This window comes from Mucilaginibacter sp. PAMB04168 (assembly GCF_039634365.2).
In the GTDB taxonomy this organism is placed as follows: domain Bacteria; phylum Bacteroidota; class Bacteroidia; order Sphingobacteriales; family Sphingobacteriaceae; genus Mucilaginibacter.
Window position 1 is genome coordinate 1,474,582 of record NZ_CP155079.2, and the last position, 16,857, is coordinate 1,491,438.

12 protein-coding genes are annotated in these 16,857 nt (G+C 45.2%); 3 read left to right on the forward strand and 9 right to left on the reverse strand.

Features of this window, described 5'->3' with window-relative positions:
- Positions 1-16 precede the first annotated feature (16 nt).
- Both ABDD94_RS06395 and ABDD94_RS06400 read left to right on the forward strand, forming a co-directional pair.
- Positions 17-1,333 carry a UDP-glucose/GDP-mannose dehydrogenase family protein gene (locus tag ABDD94_RS06395; RefSeq protein ID WP_345948362.1) on the forward strand — a complete coding sequence of 439 codons (1,317 nt, stop codon included), beginning with the start codon at positions 17-19 and terminating at the stop codon, positions 1,331-1,333.
- A 154-nt stretch (positions 1,334-1,487) separates the two neighbouring features.
- On the forward strand, positions 1,488-2,468 hold the full coding sequence (locus ABDD94_RS06400; protein ID WP_345952085.1) for a UDP-glucuronic acid decarboxylase family protein: 981 nt from the start codon (positions 1,488-1,490) through the stop codon (positions 2,466-2,468).
- Between the two features lie 42 nt (positions 2,469-2,510).
- On the opposite strand, the gene ABDD94_RS06405 is transcribed toward ABDD94_RS06400, so the two are convergent.
- From ABDD94_RS06405 to ABDD94_RS06415, 3 genes are all read right to left on the reverse strand, one after another.
- Positions 2,511-3,380, reverse strand: a complete 870-nt coding sequence (locus tag ABDD94_RS06405) for a class I SAM-dependent methyltransferase (RefSeq protein WP_345948361.1) — start codon at positions 3,378-3,380, stop codon at positions 2,511-2,513.
- 230 nt (positions 3,381-3,610) lie between these two features.
- Entirely contained in the window at positions 3,611-4,801 is a 1,191-nt protein-coding gene (gene gldN, locus ABDD94_RS06410) for a gliding motility protein GldN (protein WP_345955139.1), read from the reverse strand.
- 56 nt (positions 4,802-4,857) lie between these two features.
- Positions 4,858-6,234: an SUMF1/EgtB/PvdO family nonheme iron enzyme gene (locus ABDD94_RS06415; protein WP_345948359.1), complete on the reverse strand. Its 1,377-nt coding sequence runs from the start codon at positions 6,232-6,234 to the stop codon at positions 4,858-4,860.
- Between the two features lie 524 nt (positions 6,235-6,758).
- Here ABDD94_RS06415 and rfbD point away from each other — a divergent pair.
- Positions 6,759-7,619 (forward strand): dTDP-4-dehydrorhamnose reductase, encoded by an 861-nt coding sequence (gene rfbD, locus ABDD94_RS06420; RefSeq protein WP_345955140.1) that lies wholly within the window; start codon positions 6,759-6,761, stop codon positions 7,617-7,619.
- On the opposite strand, the gene miaA is transcribed toward rfbD, so the two are convergent.
- The 6 genes from miaA to ABDD94_RS06450 form a co-directional block, all read right to left on the reverse strand.
- Positions 7,597-8,517 carry a tRNA (adenosine(37)-N6)-dimethylallyltransferase MiaA gene (gene miaA, locus ABDD94_RS06425; RefSeq protein WP_345955141.1) on the reverse strand — a complete coding sequence of 307 codons (921 nt, stop codon included), beginning with the start codon at positions 8,515-8,517 and terminating at the stop codon, positions 7,597-7,599. The two genes, rfbD and miaA, sit on opposite strands and share 23 nt — an antisense overlap.
- Before the next feature lie 348 nt (positions 8,518-8,865).
- A complete protein-coding gene (locus ABDD94_RS06430; protein WP_345948356.1) occupies positions 8,866-9,525 on the reverse strand; it encodes a hypothetical protein in 660 nt (219 codons plus the stop codon).
- A 41-nt stretch (positions 9,526-9,566) separates the two neighbouring features.
- On the reverse strand, positions 9,567-10,979 hold the full coding sequence (locus ABDD94_RS06435; protein ID WP_345955142.1) for an HD domain-containing protein: 1,413 nt from the start codon (positions 10,977-10,979) through the stop codon (positions 9,567-9,569).
- A gap of 361 nt (positions 10,980-11,340) precedes the next feature.
- The gene (locus ABDD94_RS06440; RefSeq protein ID WP_345955143.1) at positions 11,341-12,615 is read right to left on the reverse strand and encodes a pitrilysin family protein; all 1,275 of its coding nucleotides are present in this window, start codon (positions 12,613-12,615) and stop codon (positions 11,341-11,343) included.
- Between the two features lie 7 nt (positions 12,616-12,622).
- Positions 12,623-13,861 carry a pitrilysin family protein gene (locus ABDD94_RS06445; RefSeq protein WP_345955144.1) on the reverse strand — a complete coding sequence of 413 codons (1,239 nt, stop codon included), beginning with the start codon at positions 13,859-13,861 and terminating at the stop codon, positions 12,623-12,625.
- A gap of 165 nt (positions 13,862-14,026) precedes the next feature.
- Positions 14,027-16,765, reverse strand: a complete 2,739-nt coding sequence (locus ABDD94_RS06450) for a family 78 glycoside hydrolase catalytic domain (protein ID WP_345955145.1) — start codon at positions 16,763-16,765, stop codon at positions 14,027-14,029.
- Positions 16,766-16,857: the final 92 nt, after the last annotated feature.

Genomic DNA, 16,857 nt, shown 5'->3' on the forward strand with positions numbered 1-16,857 from the left:
ATTAGAACAATATTATATGAGAATAGCGGTAGTAGGGACAGGCTATGTGGGATTGGTAACGGGGACCTGTTTGGCAGAGACGGGCAATGAGGTGGTCTGCGTAGACATCAATGAAAAGAAGGTAGAGATGATGAAGGCAGGTCAGCTGCCCATCTATGAGCCAGGACTGGAGCTGTTGTTTCACCGCAACATCGCCCAGGGACGCCTGTCGTTCACCTCCAACCTGGCCGAAGGCATCGGGGAGGCCAAGATCATCTTTTTGGCCCTGCCTACCCCTCCGGGCGGCGACGGCGCAGCCGACCTCAGTTACGTGCTGGGTGCAGCCGGCGACATTGCCAAACTGCTGACCGATTATAAAGTGATCGTGACCAAATCAACCGTACCGGTGGGCACGGCAGATAAGGTAACGGCCGTTATGCAGCAGCATGCAGCACCCGGGGTGGAATATGCCGTGGTGAGCAACCCTGAGTTCTTAAGAGAAGGGGTAGCTGTAGAAGACTTCATGAAGCCCGACCGCGTAGTGGTAGGCACCTCTGATGAACGTGCACGCAAACTCATGGGCGAGCTTTACGGCCCATACGTGCGCCAGGGTAACCCCATCATCTTTATGGATGAGCGGAGCTCAGAGCTTACCAAGTATGCGGCCAACTCGTTTCTGGCCACCAAGATCTCGTTTATGAACGAGATTGCCAATATGTGCGAGCTGGTAGGAGCGGACGTGGATATGGTGCGCAAAGGCATCGGGGCAGATGAACGCATCGGAAAACGCTTTTTGTTTGCCGGCATTGGCTACGGCGGCAGCTGCTTTCCTAAAGACGTACAGGCCCTGGCTAAATCGGCCCAGGAGAACCGCTACGACTTTAAGATCCTCAACTCGGTGATGGAAGTGAACGAGATCCAAAAGACGGTACTGACCGAAAAGGTAAAGAAATACTATAACGGCGAACTTGCCGGCAAGCACTTTGCCCTGTGGGGCCTGGCCTTTAAGCCCGAGACGGATGATATCCGCGAGGCACCGGCCCTGTACATCATCGATGCCCTGGTAGCAGCCGGCGCTACGGTAACCGCCTTTGACCCCGAGGGGATGAAAAATGTCGAGAACCTGATCGGTGATAAGATCAAGTATGCCGAAAACCAGTACGAAGCACTGGAAGGCGCCGATGCGCTGCTGATCGTGACCGAATGGTCACTGTTCCGCACGCCGGACTTTAACAAGGTAGAAAGCCTTTTGAAAGCCAAGGTGATCTTTGATGGGCGTAACCTGTACGACCTGGACAAGATGATCGACTGCGGCTTTTACTATAACTCTATTGGACGCAAGGAAGTGAAGTAGTTGCGTTCGATGGTTTATAGTTGATGGTACATAAAGTGAGAAGAACTTCTCGTTTAAACGATATGCTACCCAATATTGATCATCAACCAACAAAAGCGATGAACCGTGGTCTATGAACCATGAAGTATAACCAATAACCACTATGAACCAAGACATAAAAGGCAAAAGAGTACTCATTACCGGAGCGGCAGGCTTTCTGGGCTCGCACCTGTGCGACCGCTTTATCAAAGAAGGGTGCCGGGTGATCGGTATGGACAACCTCATTACGGGCGACCTGAAGAACATCGAGCATTTGTTCAAGCTTGAGCAGTTCGAGTTTTATAACCATGACGTATCCAAGTTTGTGCACATACCGGGGCATTTGGATTACATCCTGCACTTTGCCTCACCGGCAAGCCCGATCGATTATCTAAAGATCCCGATCCAGACGCTTAAGGTAGGCTCGCTGGGCACGCATAACCTTTTAGGACTGGCCCGGGCCAAAGGTGCCCGGATGCTGATCGCCTCCACCTCGGAGGTGTACGGCGACCCGAACGTAAACCCGCAGCCGGAGGAATACTGGGGCAACGTAAACCCGGTAGGACCAAGAGGCGTGTATGACGAGGCCAAGCGCTTCCAGGAAGCCATTACGATGGCCTACCACACCTTCCACGGGGTGGAGACCCGCATTGTACGTATCTTTAACACCTACGGACCAAGGATGCGCCTGAACGACGGGCGGGTGCTGCCGGCTTTCATTGGCCAGGCCTTAAGAGGCGAGCCGCTGACCATGTTCGGTGACGGCAGCCAGACCAGGGCATTCTGCTATGTGGATGACCTGGTGGAGGGCATTTACAGGTTGCTTTTGAGCGATTACGTACAGCCGATGAACATTGGTAACCCTGATGAGATCACTATAAGGGAATTTGGAGAGGAGATCATCAAGCTGACCGGTACCAACCAGCAGCTCATCTCCAAGCCGCTGCCAACGGATGATCCGAAGCAAAGAAGGCCCGACATCACCAAGGCCAAAGCCATATTGGGCTGGGAGCCCAAGGTATCACGCCAGGAAGGACTGAAGATCACCTACGAGTACTTCAAATCACTCCCTCAGCATATCATCGAACACAAAGAGTTCGACGCTTTCAATAAATAAAAAAAGGCCCTGTTACAACAGGGCCTTTTTTTATTTATTGAATTAATTCTTTCGTGCAACGCACATTAAGGTTAAAGCGCTTTTATTTGTATTAGGGTTTCTGCCCGATAGGATGTTGCCCAACTTGTATTTAAATTCTACCGGTCCCGTTTTTCCTTCCAACACTTCTTTCCCCAATTCATGATTGTGTGGGTAAACATTAACTTGAAAGCCATGCGGCTCTAAAATGCTTTCAAACAGCTCCTTGGTTACGCCATGACCCGGTTTGTGATGAGTTTCGCAAGCTAATGCCCACTTCTGCTGTTCTGGCGACTTATGAAAGCTGTAGCCAATTAAGCGATAGTAGAGCAAGCGTGCATTCCATAACAACAAGGCAGGACCTTTATAATCCCAGGCTGAGCGCTGGGGATCGTGGTCGGTTACCAATACGCCGCCGGGCTTAACTAATCTTGCTGCTTCTTTCAGTACAGAGTCAATATTCTCTGTATGGTGCAGGGTTGCGTTCAAAGTTACTATGTCAGCAATTCCTGTTTTAAACGGCAAGTTGTTAGCATCGGCCAAAACGGCTGTGTATCCCAAATCGTTTGCTAATTCTAACGACTTAGGCGCCACATCAATACCAATTAGATGCTTGGGTTTGCCCTGTATAGTAGCATGAATGTTGCCAGGTCCGCAGCCAATGTCTATTACTGTTTTACCGGTCCAGTCGCCCGTTGCAGCTAACCACCTGTTCTTAAATGTTTCGCTTCGGTGGCAATAAGTAAGGTACTCTTCAGCCCATTCAAAGTTGCCAAAATAGTAGGCATTCGCTTTTAAAGATTCAGATTGCCTCAGTATAGGAAACTCAATGTATTTTCCTTTGTCCTCAAATCTGGCACCTTCTTTCAAAAAGGATTGGATGTCATTACTCATAAATATGTAGTGTGTATTTTGCAAATTATGTCGATACAGCTGATCGGAAAGTGTATTTGAAGTATCGGAAAATTAGATAGCGGCGCCCTTAAAGATACCTAAATATTAATTTAATAGCAATACGTGGCAACTGATAAAAGGTTGCATTTTTGTTTATATTCAATGCTGCGCTTAGCAAAAAAAAAGCGTCTCAAATACATTTGAGACGCTTTTAAGTAATATCTATTTTGTTAAGACTTTTTGGTCTTAGCTGGCTTTTCAGCTGCTTTCTTGGCATTCTTTTCTGCAATTGCCGCTTGTTTTTCAGCCGCTTTTTGTGCTTTCTTTTCTGCCTCAGTAGGTGTTTTTTGTATTTTATAGCTCCAGGTATTGGCTTTAAAGTTTTGGATCTTGCCTTCAACTAATTTAGCTGTCTCACCTGTATTTACTTTATTTAAAGAGTCTAACCCTGCTCCACCTGGCAAGCCAGCGGTAGAAGCCAGTGTATTGGTATTTGCACGGTTTGTTGCTGAACCAGTTGCACGTACAATAGTGCTGGAATACTTTCTTTGAACAAAGATATCGTCCAGAGTGGTGTCATATAAGTTACGATCCGGATCTGAAAGGTCTTTTGTTGCAAAATAATCGCGGCACTGAGGGAAATACAGCCAGAAAGCGGGAGCTTCACCAACAGTAGCGCCACCCGCCTGTATAGACATTAACGGCGCAATACCGATAATGCGGGTAACCACCATTGAACGTTTTTTATCAAAGTAAATATCTTCTTTAGTTCTGAATTTAGTTACACGGGCGGCATTGAAGTCGTTCAGTACCATCTTTGAGCCAATTTTGTTACCGTTAGCATCAAACTGATCAACCATAGCACTGTCCTGTAACTTTGACAGGGCGTTGTTTACATTTAAGCGCCTTGCAAAAGTGCTATCGTTGTTAGTTGCACTGGGCTCGTAAGCAGTAAGCTTTCCTTTTTTAAGACCTTCTAACACAATATCAGCAAGCGTTGCTCCTGGGGTGTTAAAAAGGGAATTTTTAGGATCATTAATATCAATATCTCTCCAAACACGTTTGTAAAACTTAACGTCGCGTGAGTTGATGGCCGGATAGTTAAATGCTTTAGCATTGTTGAACATCTCATTTCTGTAGTAGCCGTCCATTGGAGGTAAAGAGTCGGTTGGTAACGAATCTTTTACTGCAGTTTGTACAGAGGCAGTGGTGTTCACTGGAGCCGTTGTGTTAGCGGCATTTTGTTCTGACAGGTTGGCTGATGGGTATTGGGTAGCCGTGCTTGTTCTGGGTTTAGTTTTTACTGTACGGGACTTGGTGCTTTTTGCCTTTTTCCTTTGTGCAAAAGAAGGCTCGCTAACTAATACCGCACCTAAAAGGCACAGGGCAGCTATACTTATATTACGTGCTGAATTTTTCATTTTGGATCATTTTTATGTTGCAATGCAATGCTTGCAACGGCTACGTTTTTAATTAGTTAGTTTTTAGCTAATTTACGGGTCTTAGTTTGCTCAATAACAATATCAGGTGCCGGCATCACACATCTAAAACCGATGTACGAGTGCGCTACGTTCTGTATTTCGTAACTGCGTGTGGATGGAGTTAATAAATTAGCATTGTCCTTCCATGAACCGCCTCTTACTACTTTCCTTCTCATTGCTTCTGCTTCAGTGTCGGCAGCATCATAAAGTAAAACCGGATTTAAATCATGCACCAGTTCTTTGTAAGAAGGGCTAAATGCATCAAGTGTCCATTCAGATACGTTACCCATCATGTTGTACAAGCCAACTGAGTTAGGAGCATATGATTTTACGTGCATGGTTGTAGTGGCGCCATCCTGGCGGTAATCGCCTTCCTGCTGCTTAAAATTAACCGCAAGTGCATCAACCTTCTTTTTGGCTTTTTTGTCTTTCAGGTTCACTGTTGAAAGCTTATCAAAGTCTTCAGGCTTCATATCTTTAGAAGCTGCGTACTCCCATTGGGCCTCAGTAGGCAGATTGAATTTTAAGTTAAATTGTTTAGCCAGGGCACGGTCTCCGGCACTTGCATAAACCATTTTGCTGCGCCAGTCGGTATAAGCACGGGCTTGTTTCCAGGTTACACCTACAACCGGATGCTCATTATAACCGCCGTTGGTATAGTAATTATTATCCATAATCTCCATTTGAGAGTTAGGGAAATCGGTAGACCATACTTTGGTATCAGGCACAACTGAAACGGTATCAGAAATGTAACTGGTTACACCTGACCGGGTAACGTTAAGGCGGGTGTAACGATATTTTACGGCATCTTTAATTAACGTTGGCCTGCCGTTTTCCATGGTATAAAGCTTGCCTAATAAAAAGCCTTTAATAACAGGGTCATTGCTTTGCCAAAGGGGTTTGTTACCAACTTTTCCCCAGTCAATCCTTTTGGTAGTATCTCTAAAAACAGGTACATCAACTGCAGCTGCACCCTTACCTCTTTTAATAGCTTTAGGGGCTTTGCCTATTTTTTGGAAATATTTTTCATCTTTCAAGTAATCGGTAACGGCAACTGAATCTGCTGCCCAATCCACAAACATGCGATACTGTTTGTTGGTCACTTCGGTCTGATCCATAAAAAAGGCGCTTACAGTTACTGTTTTTGGCACTGTATCTACCGCCATTGCGGTATCAGTTACCAATTCGCGCTCAATTATAGTACCTGCGGGTACATACACCATACCATGCGGAGCCATTGGTGTTAGTGTTTGCACTGACACTTTTGATTTCGAAATGTTATCCATTCCTTCCAGACGCTTGTTGTTTTTACAAGCGGTAATAGCCAAAGCTGCTGAAAGAGTGATAGCAATCTGAGAAAACTTAATGTTCATTGATCTTGCAATTATTTTCAAAACGTAATCGGAATAAGGTTTCACCCTGTTGTTAGCTGATGAACCAAATACTGCCATAAGCAAAGTAAGTAGAACACAAAAGCCTTTAAAGTTACAACCAATTAAAGGTTATTTAACCAGTTAAGATTAATATTGTTTCTTGCAACTTAATGAAAAAACAACTTAATTCATTACAATAATAATAATAATTTGTATGACAATGATAAAATATAATAAAATAAGCGTTTTTATACGCAAACTAAGATAATAACTAATCATTAGTAAAAATATTGTTTTAAAGGGCAAAAATATATCCTTACAAAACAGGGTTATTAAGATGTTATAAAATTTTAACGGTCAAGCAAATATCATTTTCATCTTTTTGCCATCAGTAATTTTCAAAAAAAGAGCAATAACAATTGATCTACTGCCCTTGCTAATCAACAGTTTAGCTATTTAAAGAACTTAATAAATAACGGCTATAGGTAATTTGCTATATTAGTTGCGTTAATAATAATTGATGTATGAGTAAAATATTGGTATTCGGCGCTTCAGGCCAGTTAGGACATTGTATAAAAAAAGTAGCTGATGAGCAGCAAATTACCGAAATCGTTTTCCCGGGCGAGGACGAGGCCAATATTTTGAATGAAGCTGGCTTGGATAAGCTTTTTAACAAGTACCAACCACAGTACGCCATTAATTGCGCTGCCTACACCGCAGTTGATAAAGCCGAAAGTGATGTAGATACGGCTCGTAAGGTAAATAAAGATGGTGCTGCTAATTTAGCTAAGCTATGTAAAAAGTATGCGGCTACCTTAGTGCATGTATCAACTGATTTTGTTTTTGACGGAAGCAGCCCCGATCCGCTTACCGAAGAGGATGCTGCTAATCCGGTTAGTGTTTATGGTTTAACAAAATTAGAAGGTGAGCAAGCTATTGCTGAGGTTTTACCAGCGCATTATACATTGCGCACCAGCTGGCTTTACTCAGAGTACGGCAATAACTTTGTGAAAACGATGCTGCGTTTGGGGGCCGAAAAGGATCAGCTCAGCATCATAGCCGACCAAGTGGGTACACCGACCTATGCGATTGATTTAGCCGGATGTATTTTACATATCATTAGCAATGACAATAAGCAATACGGTATTTACCACTATAGTAATGAAGGGGTAACTTCGTGGTATGATTTTGCTATGGCTATTTTCGATATATCGGGCACAGAAGTTAAAGTATCTCCAATACGCACTGCACAATACCCTACACCAGCCACCCGGCCAACTTACTCAGTAATGGACAAGGCTAAAGTAAAATCAACTTTTAATATAGAGATACCTTACTGGCGCCATAGTTTAGAAGAATGTATTAAGCGCTTAAACCAGCAATAATTTTATCAATATATTCAATCATAGCAGAGACATCGTTTGGTTTAAACCATTGGATGTCTTTGTCTTTTCTGAACCAGGTTAATTGGCGTTTGGCAAAGCGGCGGGTGTTTTGCTTAATAAGCGCAATGGCTTCAGGTAAACCAGTTTTACCGTCCAGGTAATCGAAAATTTCAGAATAGCCTACTGTGTTCAGTGCGTTGAGATGACGGTAGGGGAGCAGTTGCTGCACTTCGGCCACCAGCCCATCAACAATCATATCATCCACCCGTTTATTAATGCGGTCATATAATTCCTCGCGCGGCATATCCAGGCCAACTTTGATGCTGGTAAAAAGCCGCTGCTTGTAGCTGCCTTTGCGGTATGATGAATAAAGCGCGCCTGTGCTCTCGAATACCTCCAGTGCGCGTATTAGCCGTTGGGGATTATTCAGATCAACCTGCTGGTAGTAAACTGGATCAACCGTCTGAAGCTTTTCTTGCAGTATAGCAATGCCTTGTTCGGCATACTGAAGGTTAAGCTTTTCACGGATGGATGGATCAATGCCGGGCAATTCGTCAAACCCTTCTGTAATGGCTTTAATATACAGCCCCGAGCCGCCTGCCATAATTACAACAGAATGCTTTTGAAACAGCTCATTTAATGCCGACAAACCATCACGCTCAAAATTTCCAACGCTGAATGGTTCGTTTACGCTGTGCGAATTTACAAAATGATGTTTAGCTGCAGCCAGTTCTTCGGGTGTGGGCTTAGCCGTGCCAATGCTCATTTCGCGGTAAAATTGGCGCGAGTCGGCTGATAGGATTTCGGTTTGGTAATAACGTGCAAGCGCTATGGCAGCAGCAGTTTTACCAACGGCCGTTGGGCCGACTATACTAATGAGGTAGGGGCTGCTGGTCATAAAATGTGAAGCTTTATAATTGTTGCAAAAGTAAGGATTTCATGAGTAGCGTTGCACAAAACAGCTGTTTTTAAGCTTAACGCTGTTTTGAGCGCTTTTTTAAGGTCGTATCACATTTGTGTAATTATGAGAACTAAGCAATCTCTGCGGCAGGTGGTAGCTTTTATAAAAAAGCGACGCAACGCTTAAATTTTTAGTCATCAAGCTCTTTAGTTTGCTGTTGCTTTTTCATGTACACAAAGGAGGCAAAAGCCAAGCCTTACAAATCTCTGTCACACCATAATCATTCTCTTAAACAGAAAAAGCAGTTGCACAGCAACTGCTTTTGTATAAAAAAGTTAAAGTATGTTAATAATCGTCGCCACCACGGCCGCGGCTGCTGCTACGTTCGTCTTCGTCAAAACCTTCATTGTCCGAAAATTCGCTGCCAAACTCGTCTTCCTCGTCATTGCTTTCGGTTTCGTCATGCTCTTCTGCGTCTACACCCGTGTCAGTTACCTCGGTAAAATCTTCGGTTTCCTCAGGGTTGTATTCCATTTCGTTCAAAAAATCAAAATCTTCATTTACAGGTGCAACTGCAGTTGGGTTGTAAACGTTACCGAACTGCTTAGGTGCCTCGCCTGCGCTTTTTACTGTAGCAGGATAGGTAACACCCGGTGTTTCATCCAGAATTTTTACCAGCTCCACATGAAAATCAAAGGGACGGTCGAAGTTTGAGGTGTAATAAAATTTTTGATGCGGATCATCAATAAAGCTGCTCAGTTTTGAGTTCTCCATTAATGCAACTCCACGGTTTATCTTACGTTCGCTAGGTTTAAAAGCTATCTCTTCGCCCTTGGTCCATTGGTCGTTACTGATGTAAAAAGAAGACGAATAATCAGGGCTGTAACCGATAGACTGATGAATAGCCTGATGCAGGTCGGCAAAGGTATGAGTCGATTTGATATCAACTTCTCTGCTCACATCATCATAATCTTCGAAAGTTACCCTGAACCGGTATAGTGCCATTTTATAAGGTTAATTTTTGTGTGTTTAATTACTTCTTTAATTTAATTTGTGTTTTCCACAACTTTTAAGCCAATTTCCTGACCCTTTAAAATCGTAAACGCTAAAGCAGCCTCGTAAGTATTAGGTATGTCACCTTCCAGTATCGCTTCGCGAATCTGATTTTTAATAATACCCACCTCCCGGCCTTCTTTCAGGCCAAATAGTAGCATAATATCGTTGCCGGTTATAGGAGGTTGCCAGTTGCGCACTTTGTCGCGCTCTTCAACATCTTTTAATTTTTGCTGTACCAGCTCAAAATTTTGCCTGTACTTTTTTACTTTGTACTCATTTTTAGTGGTAATGTCTGCTTTGCATAACAACATCAGACATTCAATATCGTCACCTGCCTCAAATAACAGACGGCGCACGGCCGAATCGGTTACAATATCCTGTGTTAAAACGATAGGCCGCATATGCAGCTGTACCAGTTTTTGCACAAATTTCATACGATCATTAAGCGGCAGCTTTAACTGCGTAAACAGTTTAGGTACCATTCGGGCGCCGCGGTCTTCATGGCCATGAAAGGTCCAGCCGTGGCCCGGTTCAAAACGTTTGGTTGCCGGCTTGGCAATATCATGCAATATAGCCGACCAACGTAACCACAAATCATTAGTAGTGGCCGATATGTTGTCTAATACTTGCAGGGTATGGTAAAAATTATCCTTATGGCCCCGGCCGTTCACAAAATCCACCCCATATAAGGCTGCCATCTGCGGAAAAATAAGTTTCAGCAAGCCGGTATCCATCAAATATTTAAACCCAATGGAGGGCAGGGGTGAGAGGATGATCTTATTCAGCTCATCGGTAACGCGCTCCTGCGATACAATATGTATGCGCTCTCTGTTCAGCTTAATAGCTTCAATGGCCTGCGCATCAATAATAAAGTTAAGCTGGGCGGCAAAGCGTATGGCACGCATCATACGCAGGGGGTCGTCCGAAAAGGTTTCTTCGGGGTTTAATGGTGTGCGAATGAGCTTTTTTTCCATATCCTGCATGCCGCCGAACGGATCTATCAAATTGCCAAATTCATCGCCGTGAAGGGCTATGGCCAGGGCGTTAATGGTAAAGTCGCGGCGCTTTTGGTCATCTTCCAGCGTGCCGTTTTCTACCACCGGTTTGCGCGACTGTGCACGGTAGGATTCCTTACGCGCCCCAACAAACTCTACCTCTATATCCTGATACTTAAGCATGGCCGTGCCAAAGCTTTTAAAAACCGAAACTTTTACGTGCAGCTTTTTGGCCACCTGTTCGGCAAAGGCTATGCCGTTGCCTACCACCACAATATCAATGTCTTTAGAGGGTCGGTGTAAAAAAATATCACGCACAAAACCGCCAATAGCATAGGCCTGTACCTGCTGCTCAGCCGCCAGTGCCGATATTACCGTAAATACAGGATGTTGCAAATGTTGTTTCATGCAGGATTAGGAGTGCCTTTAGCGCTTATTTTGGCGGCAAATGTACCAACTATATTGTAAATAAGCAGGCGTAAAGGTAAATGCATAATCCTGCCGTTGTTTGGTACTCATTCTCAACGCCAATAGTGTTGAGGCGGAAAGAATTCCTTACCATTTTAATTCAATTTATAACATATGGTGATATTCCCTTGGGGGCGATATGCGCTATTAACCAATGCTTAATACAAAGTTAACAAACTGACTCTTGCTTACAGATGGTTAGAACGGAGCAATGCAAAACTTTATCATATAATCGAGGGCTGCCTGGCAGCCCTTGTTTATTGATGATAAATCCGAATAGAAAATGTACCTTCTGATTCGCCTAATATTTACCTACAATCACTTTATAAAACTCATCGAAGTTCCAGTACTGGTTGGCCAGTTGGCGTAGTTCTTCGGCGGTAACGGTTTTAATGATATGGGTGTAACGGGTGTAGTACTCGTATGTTAAGCCAGAGAAGTAGGCATTCTTGAATTTATCGGCGTGCGAGAAAACATTTTCCAGACTACCCAGCAACGAACCCAACATGTAATTGCGCACGAGTGATAATTCACCCTCTGAGATTAGTTCTGTTTTTAGCAGGTTTATTTCTTTCTCAATTTCGCTTACGGCGCTACGGCAAACATCAGCGCCAACCTCGGTAGCAATAAAAAATGCGCCGCCATGTTTAAGCGATGATATGCCCGATCCAATACCATAGGTGTAACCCTTATCCTCACGAATGTTGTTCATTAACCTCGAACCAAAGTAACCACCCAGTACCGTGTTGAGCACCTGCAGGGCCGGAAAATCTGGGTGAGCACGGTTTACCATGGGTATGCCCATGCGTATGGCCGATTGCAGGGCATCTGGCTTTTCGGTAAAATAAAAGCGCTCAGTTTGTGGTGTTAATAGCGGCTGCGTAGTATCGGCTTGTTCGGCGGTATTAGTCCAGCTGCCAAAGGCGCTTGTAATGCGCTGCAAGGTATCATCATCAACTTTGCCTGCCACAACCAGGGTACAATTGGCAGGCTGGTACATTTGCTTAAAATGGCTCAGCATATCGGCGCGTTGCAATTGCTGGTAATCGGCAGCTTCGGCACTTTGGCCATATATACTGTTCCCATAAACGGCTTTGTTAAAAGCGCGGCGGGCCAGTATATCGTTCTTTTGCAAGCTCACTTGCAGTTTTTGCTGTTGGTTACGTATAAAGGTATCCAATTCTTTCTCAGGAAATTGGCTATCCGTTAAAACGTCCAATATAACCGGCAGCGTATGATCCAGGTGGCGGTTAAGGCTGTACAAAGTAAGGTTCGACTGATCGTACCCATACTCGGCCTGTAAAAATGCACCATAATAATCTATCTTATCGGCAATCTCGGCTGCACTTAAAGTGCTTGTACCCTCGGTAAGCATGGTGTTTACTGCCATATTGAGCAGCGGTTTAGCTACATCAAAACGGAGGTTACCAAAAATCCACTCCATACGCACCAGTTCCTGGTCGCCAGAATTAAACCAGTATACCTGGCAGCCGTTAGGCAGCACGGTATGGCCCGGCTCTATAAGATTAATATGATCGATGGCCTGAAATTCAGGCGCTGTTGTTCTGTTTAACATGAAGCTTTTATTTTTCGGCCAGGTAAATTAAGGTTGACGAGTTATCCTTACGGAAAACAGTTTTGGCCTGTTGCTGAATTTCATCGGCCGTTACAGCCAGATATTTCTCTGTCTCCTGGTTAAACAGGTCGGCATCTCCCAAAAGCTCAAAGTAAGCCAGGTTCATGGCTTTATCCAGCAGGGCCATCTCGGCAAACACCATCGTGCTTTCGGTTTTGTTCTTCACTTTGGTCAACTCATCTTCAGGGATGGGGGCATCACAAAGCTTGGTTAGCTCGTCCCAAATGGCGGCCTCGGCCTGTTCGATGCTCACGTCCTCCAGCGGTTTGCCTTCTACCACCAGCATGCCTTTATCAAAGCTGCCGGTGAGGTAAGCGTGTATCTCGCTAAACAATGGCTTTTCGCGTACCAGCGCACGGTGCAGGCGTGATGACTGCCCGCGTGAAAGAATGTCTGATATCAGATCCAGTGCAAAGTAATCACCATCGGTACGTGCCGGCACCTGGAAAGCAATGTAAACATCGTTTAACGGTACCTTGGCAGTAACCACCTCGCGGCGTTCCTCATGCTGATCCGGCTCCTCGGGCAGGTTGCGATAGTACTTTTGGCCTGCCGGAATAGAGGCGAACCATTTATCGGCCAGTTCTTTAACCTGCTCGGTAGTAACATCGCCGCCTACTACCATAATGGCATTTTGGGGTGTGTAATGCTTTTTGAAGAAAGCTTTTACATCCTCAATCTTAGCGTGCTCAATATGCTCCAGGTTTTTACCAATGGTGGCCCATTGATATGGATGCTTTTTGTAAACCAACGGGCGCAAGCGCAGCCAAACATCACCATAAGGCTGGTTTAGGTAGCGCTGCTTAAATTCTTCCATTACCACGTTACGCTGCACCTCCAGGCTTTTTTCGCTAAAAGCCAGGCTCAGCATGCGGTCGCTCTCCAGCCAAAAGGCTGTTTCAAGGTTGGCGGCCGGCAAGGTGATATAGTAGTTGGTAATATCGTTGCTGGTGAAGGCATTGTTTTCGCCGCCCACGCGCTGCAGAGGCTCGTCATATACCGGAATGTTTACAGAGCCGCCGAACATGAGATGCTCAAATAAGTGGGCAAATCCGGTTTGTTCGGGATTTTCATCGCGCGCGCCAACATCATATAAGATGTTAACCACTGCCATGGGTGTTGTATGATCTTCATGAACAATTACCCGCAGGCCATTGCTCAGTGTAAAGCGGTCGAATTTAACCATGTAGTTTCAGAACAAGTTTTTTATAGACCGGCAAATGTAAAGGTTTTCATTTTTAAATAGGAAATAGAAAATGCTGTATTGCTAACCTACGCCACTTTATGACACAGGCCGGATAACCATGATAATTTAAAATACACACGTAAACAATTGTTATCCACCGATATTTTACAGCGCCCTGCTAAAGGTATGTATGCCCGATCCGTAAGTGCCTGCCAGGGTATAATCACCTTCATTAGTACCGGTTATGGCTTTTCCGTCAATCATTAACCGATTGCTGGTAGCACCACACTTAGGTATGTAAACTTTAGCAAAAACATTAACTGGCATTTTAACCGTCATGCTGAATTGTTTGTTATCGCGGTTCCAACTGAGGGTTATATTGCCTTTATCGGTCGGGAATGTTCCTCTAATAAATTTGAGCCGGTTATGAAAGTCAAGCGGTTTTACTTGTACCAGTTCGTGCTGTGGCTTAAGTACTTTGAGGCCAAGCATGTACTCTTGCATCGCCAGCAAGCCAATAGCGCCCCAGGGGTGCGAAAGGCTTTCGTTGGCTACATCGGCATCCCAGGCTTCCCAAGTCATGGTGCCGCCCTTGGTAATGGTTTTTGCCCAACCGTCCCATGTGGGGTTGGTATACAAGTCGAGCATATGCTGCCCATCATTAGCTTGTCCAATAGCTTCAGGCAGGTAACGCAGGGTAACCATGCCCGATGCCATTTTACGTTCTTTAACGGCATCGAATACGGCTTGCTTATTCTGCTCGGGCACTATGCCCGTGGCATACGCATACATATTAGCCTGTTGCGAAATGTGCTTGCTTTGCGATAAATCGGCCATCAAACCGTCAATATAAACACCATTGGCATTCAATAACTTCGCATTTATGGCCTGTTTTATAGCGCTTGCATAACCAGTGTAAGTCGCCTGATCGTTGTTATTTCCGAGTGCCGCGGCTACCTTAGCCATAATGTCATAATCTATATACGCAAGGGCATCAATTACCGTGCGCGATTCAGTAGCCATATCATACCCGTAGCGCATAGTTTGAGGCCAGTCTATAATGCCGTATTTGTAAGCTCCGCCGCCACCGGCCAGGTTATGAATAAGGCCTGTGGTTGGGTTAGTGTAGGTATGTACATAATCGGCCACTTTTTTAAGTTTGTCGTAGTTGGTTCTCAAAAATTCTTTGTTTCCGCTTTGCAGGTAGTAGTCCCATATCCAAATCAGGTATTCTTGTGTATAATCAGGAATGTCACGCTTGCCATCCACGTTGGGGTAAACGGCGTTGAGGCGACCATCGGGCCAGTACTGATCCTGTGAGTCTAAAAACTCAAGTAGTACGCGGTGATTCATGGCGCGCTCGCCCATGGTAGCCATAGCCGGCGGACCTTGATAGCTGCCATCGCCCAAAAAGGCGCCTTTTTCTCGGGTAGGGGTATCTACAAATCCTTCCTGCGCACCCTGCACCAACGAACGTAGCTGAAGGTTCCATACCTGGTTCAGCATATCATCCGATGATATGAACTGCGCCCGCGATGGATCGAGCTCAAAGTGCCGGGTAATGAACTGCACATTTTCTGTAGTTAACACGTTAGGCGAATTATCTACCTGGATATAGCGGTATGCCAAATAAACCATGGGCTGAAACAGGGCTTGCTTGCCGTTGAGCGTAAAGGAATAAGCCAGGTTGGTGCTTTGATTGCCTCTGCGCGTTGAGGCATTGCCTTCATCATCCAGCAGGTAAGAGCCACGGATGTTGACCACATCGCCTGCCTTACCGCCCTGGAAATTGATAGACGGCATGCCGGCATATATCTTTCCTAAATCAATAAGGTACTTACCATTACCCAAACTTTTTACCGATACGGGTTTAATCTTTTCTTCAATAACACGTGTAAGGTCTGCCCGTAGCGGGTTTATCCAGGGCTCAACCGGAGGAGCGCCAATTTCAACAGCGGCATCCCAAGCTGCATCATTATATGCAGCGGTGTTCCAGCCAGTAATAATGTTACGAGAGTCTATCTTATCCACAAAACCGTTACCCTCACCGTTGCGCGGCGGCTGACCAGCTGTCCAGTAAGCGGCTTGTTTTTGTTTCCAGGTGGCATCAGTACCGGTGGTTGTTTTGCTGCCATCGGCGTACTCGGTTACCATTTTAAGGATGAAGCCCCGGCTGCCGGTAGCACGGCCCTGGCCGCCCCCATACCAATGTGTTAAGGCTGCCAGGTTGTTGGCTTGGCCGCCTTTAATTAAAAGTGTTACATCAAAAGCATTATAATAAGCGTATTGCGGGTAATGGTTAGATGAGCCTTTTGAAACCAGCTTTCCGTTCAAATACAGTTCGTAGTTATGGCAGGCCGCTACATAAACAATGGCCCTTTTAATGGGCTTGGCGCCAAGTTTTACGTTTTTGCGATAGTAGGTATAATCATCCTTATCGGTAGTGTTGCGCTTAACCCATTTGGCCCCGCTCCAGTCTGCAGTGGTAAACAAACCTGTATCAAAGTAAGATGCGGCCGAGTACGGGCCTGCAATGCCTGTTCTATCCCAGGTGCGCACTTTCCAGTAATATCGGGAGGCTGGTTTTAGCAGCCTTTGGGGTAGCTCCACATAATTTTGCATAGCCGAAGTTACCTTGCCGCTATTCCATACGTCGGCATTATCACTGTTGAGGCTCTGCAGGCTGGATGCCACCACTATCTGGTAAGCCGACTGCACTTCGTTGTTGTCCACATCGTTCGCGTACCAGCCAAAAAAGGGTTTGTTATCGGTGCCTGTGGGCTTTACCTTGTCGCAAGTGCGTAAATAGGAGGGAGCCCCCGGAGCTTTGGCGTAGCTCGTGGCAACATTTAAAACAAGCGCAAGGGATAAAAGCCTGCACAGCAAGGTAGTAAGGTTTTTCATGTTCGGTTAATTGGTTAGCGGCCCATGTTGGGCAACTCTTTATTGGTTTGCTATTATATTACATTATTTTGTAATTACTGTCTGTTAACCGT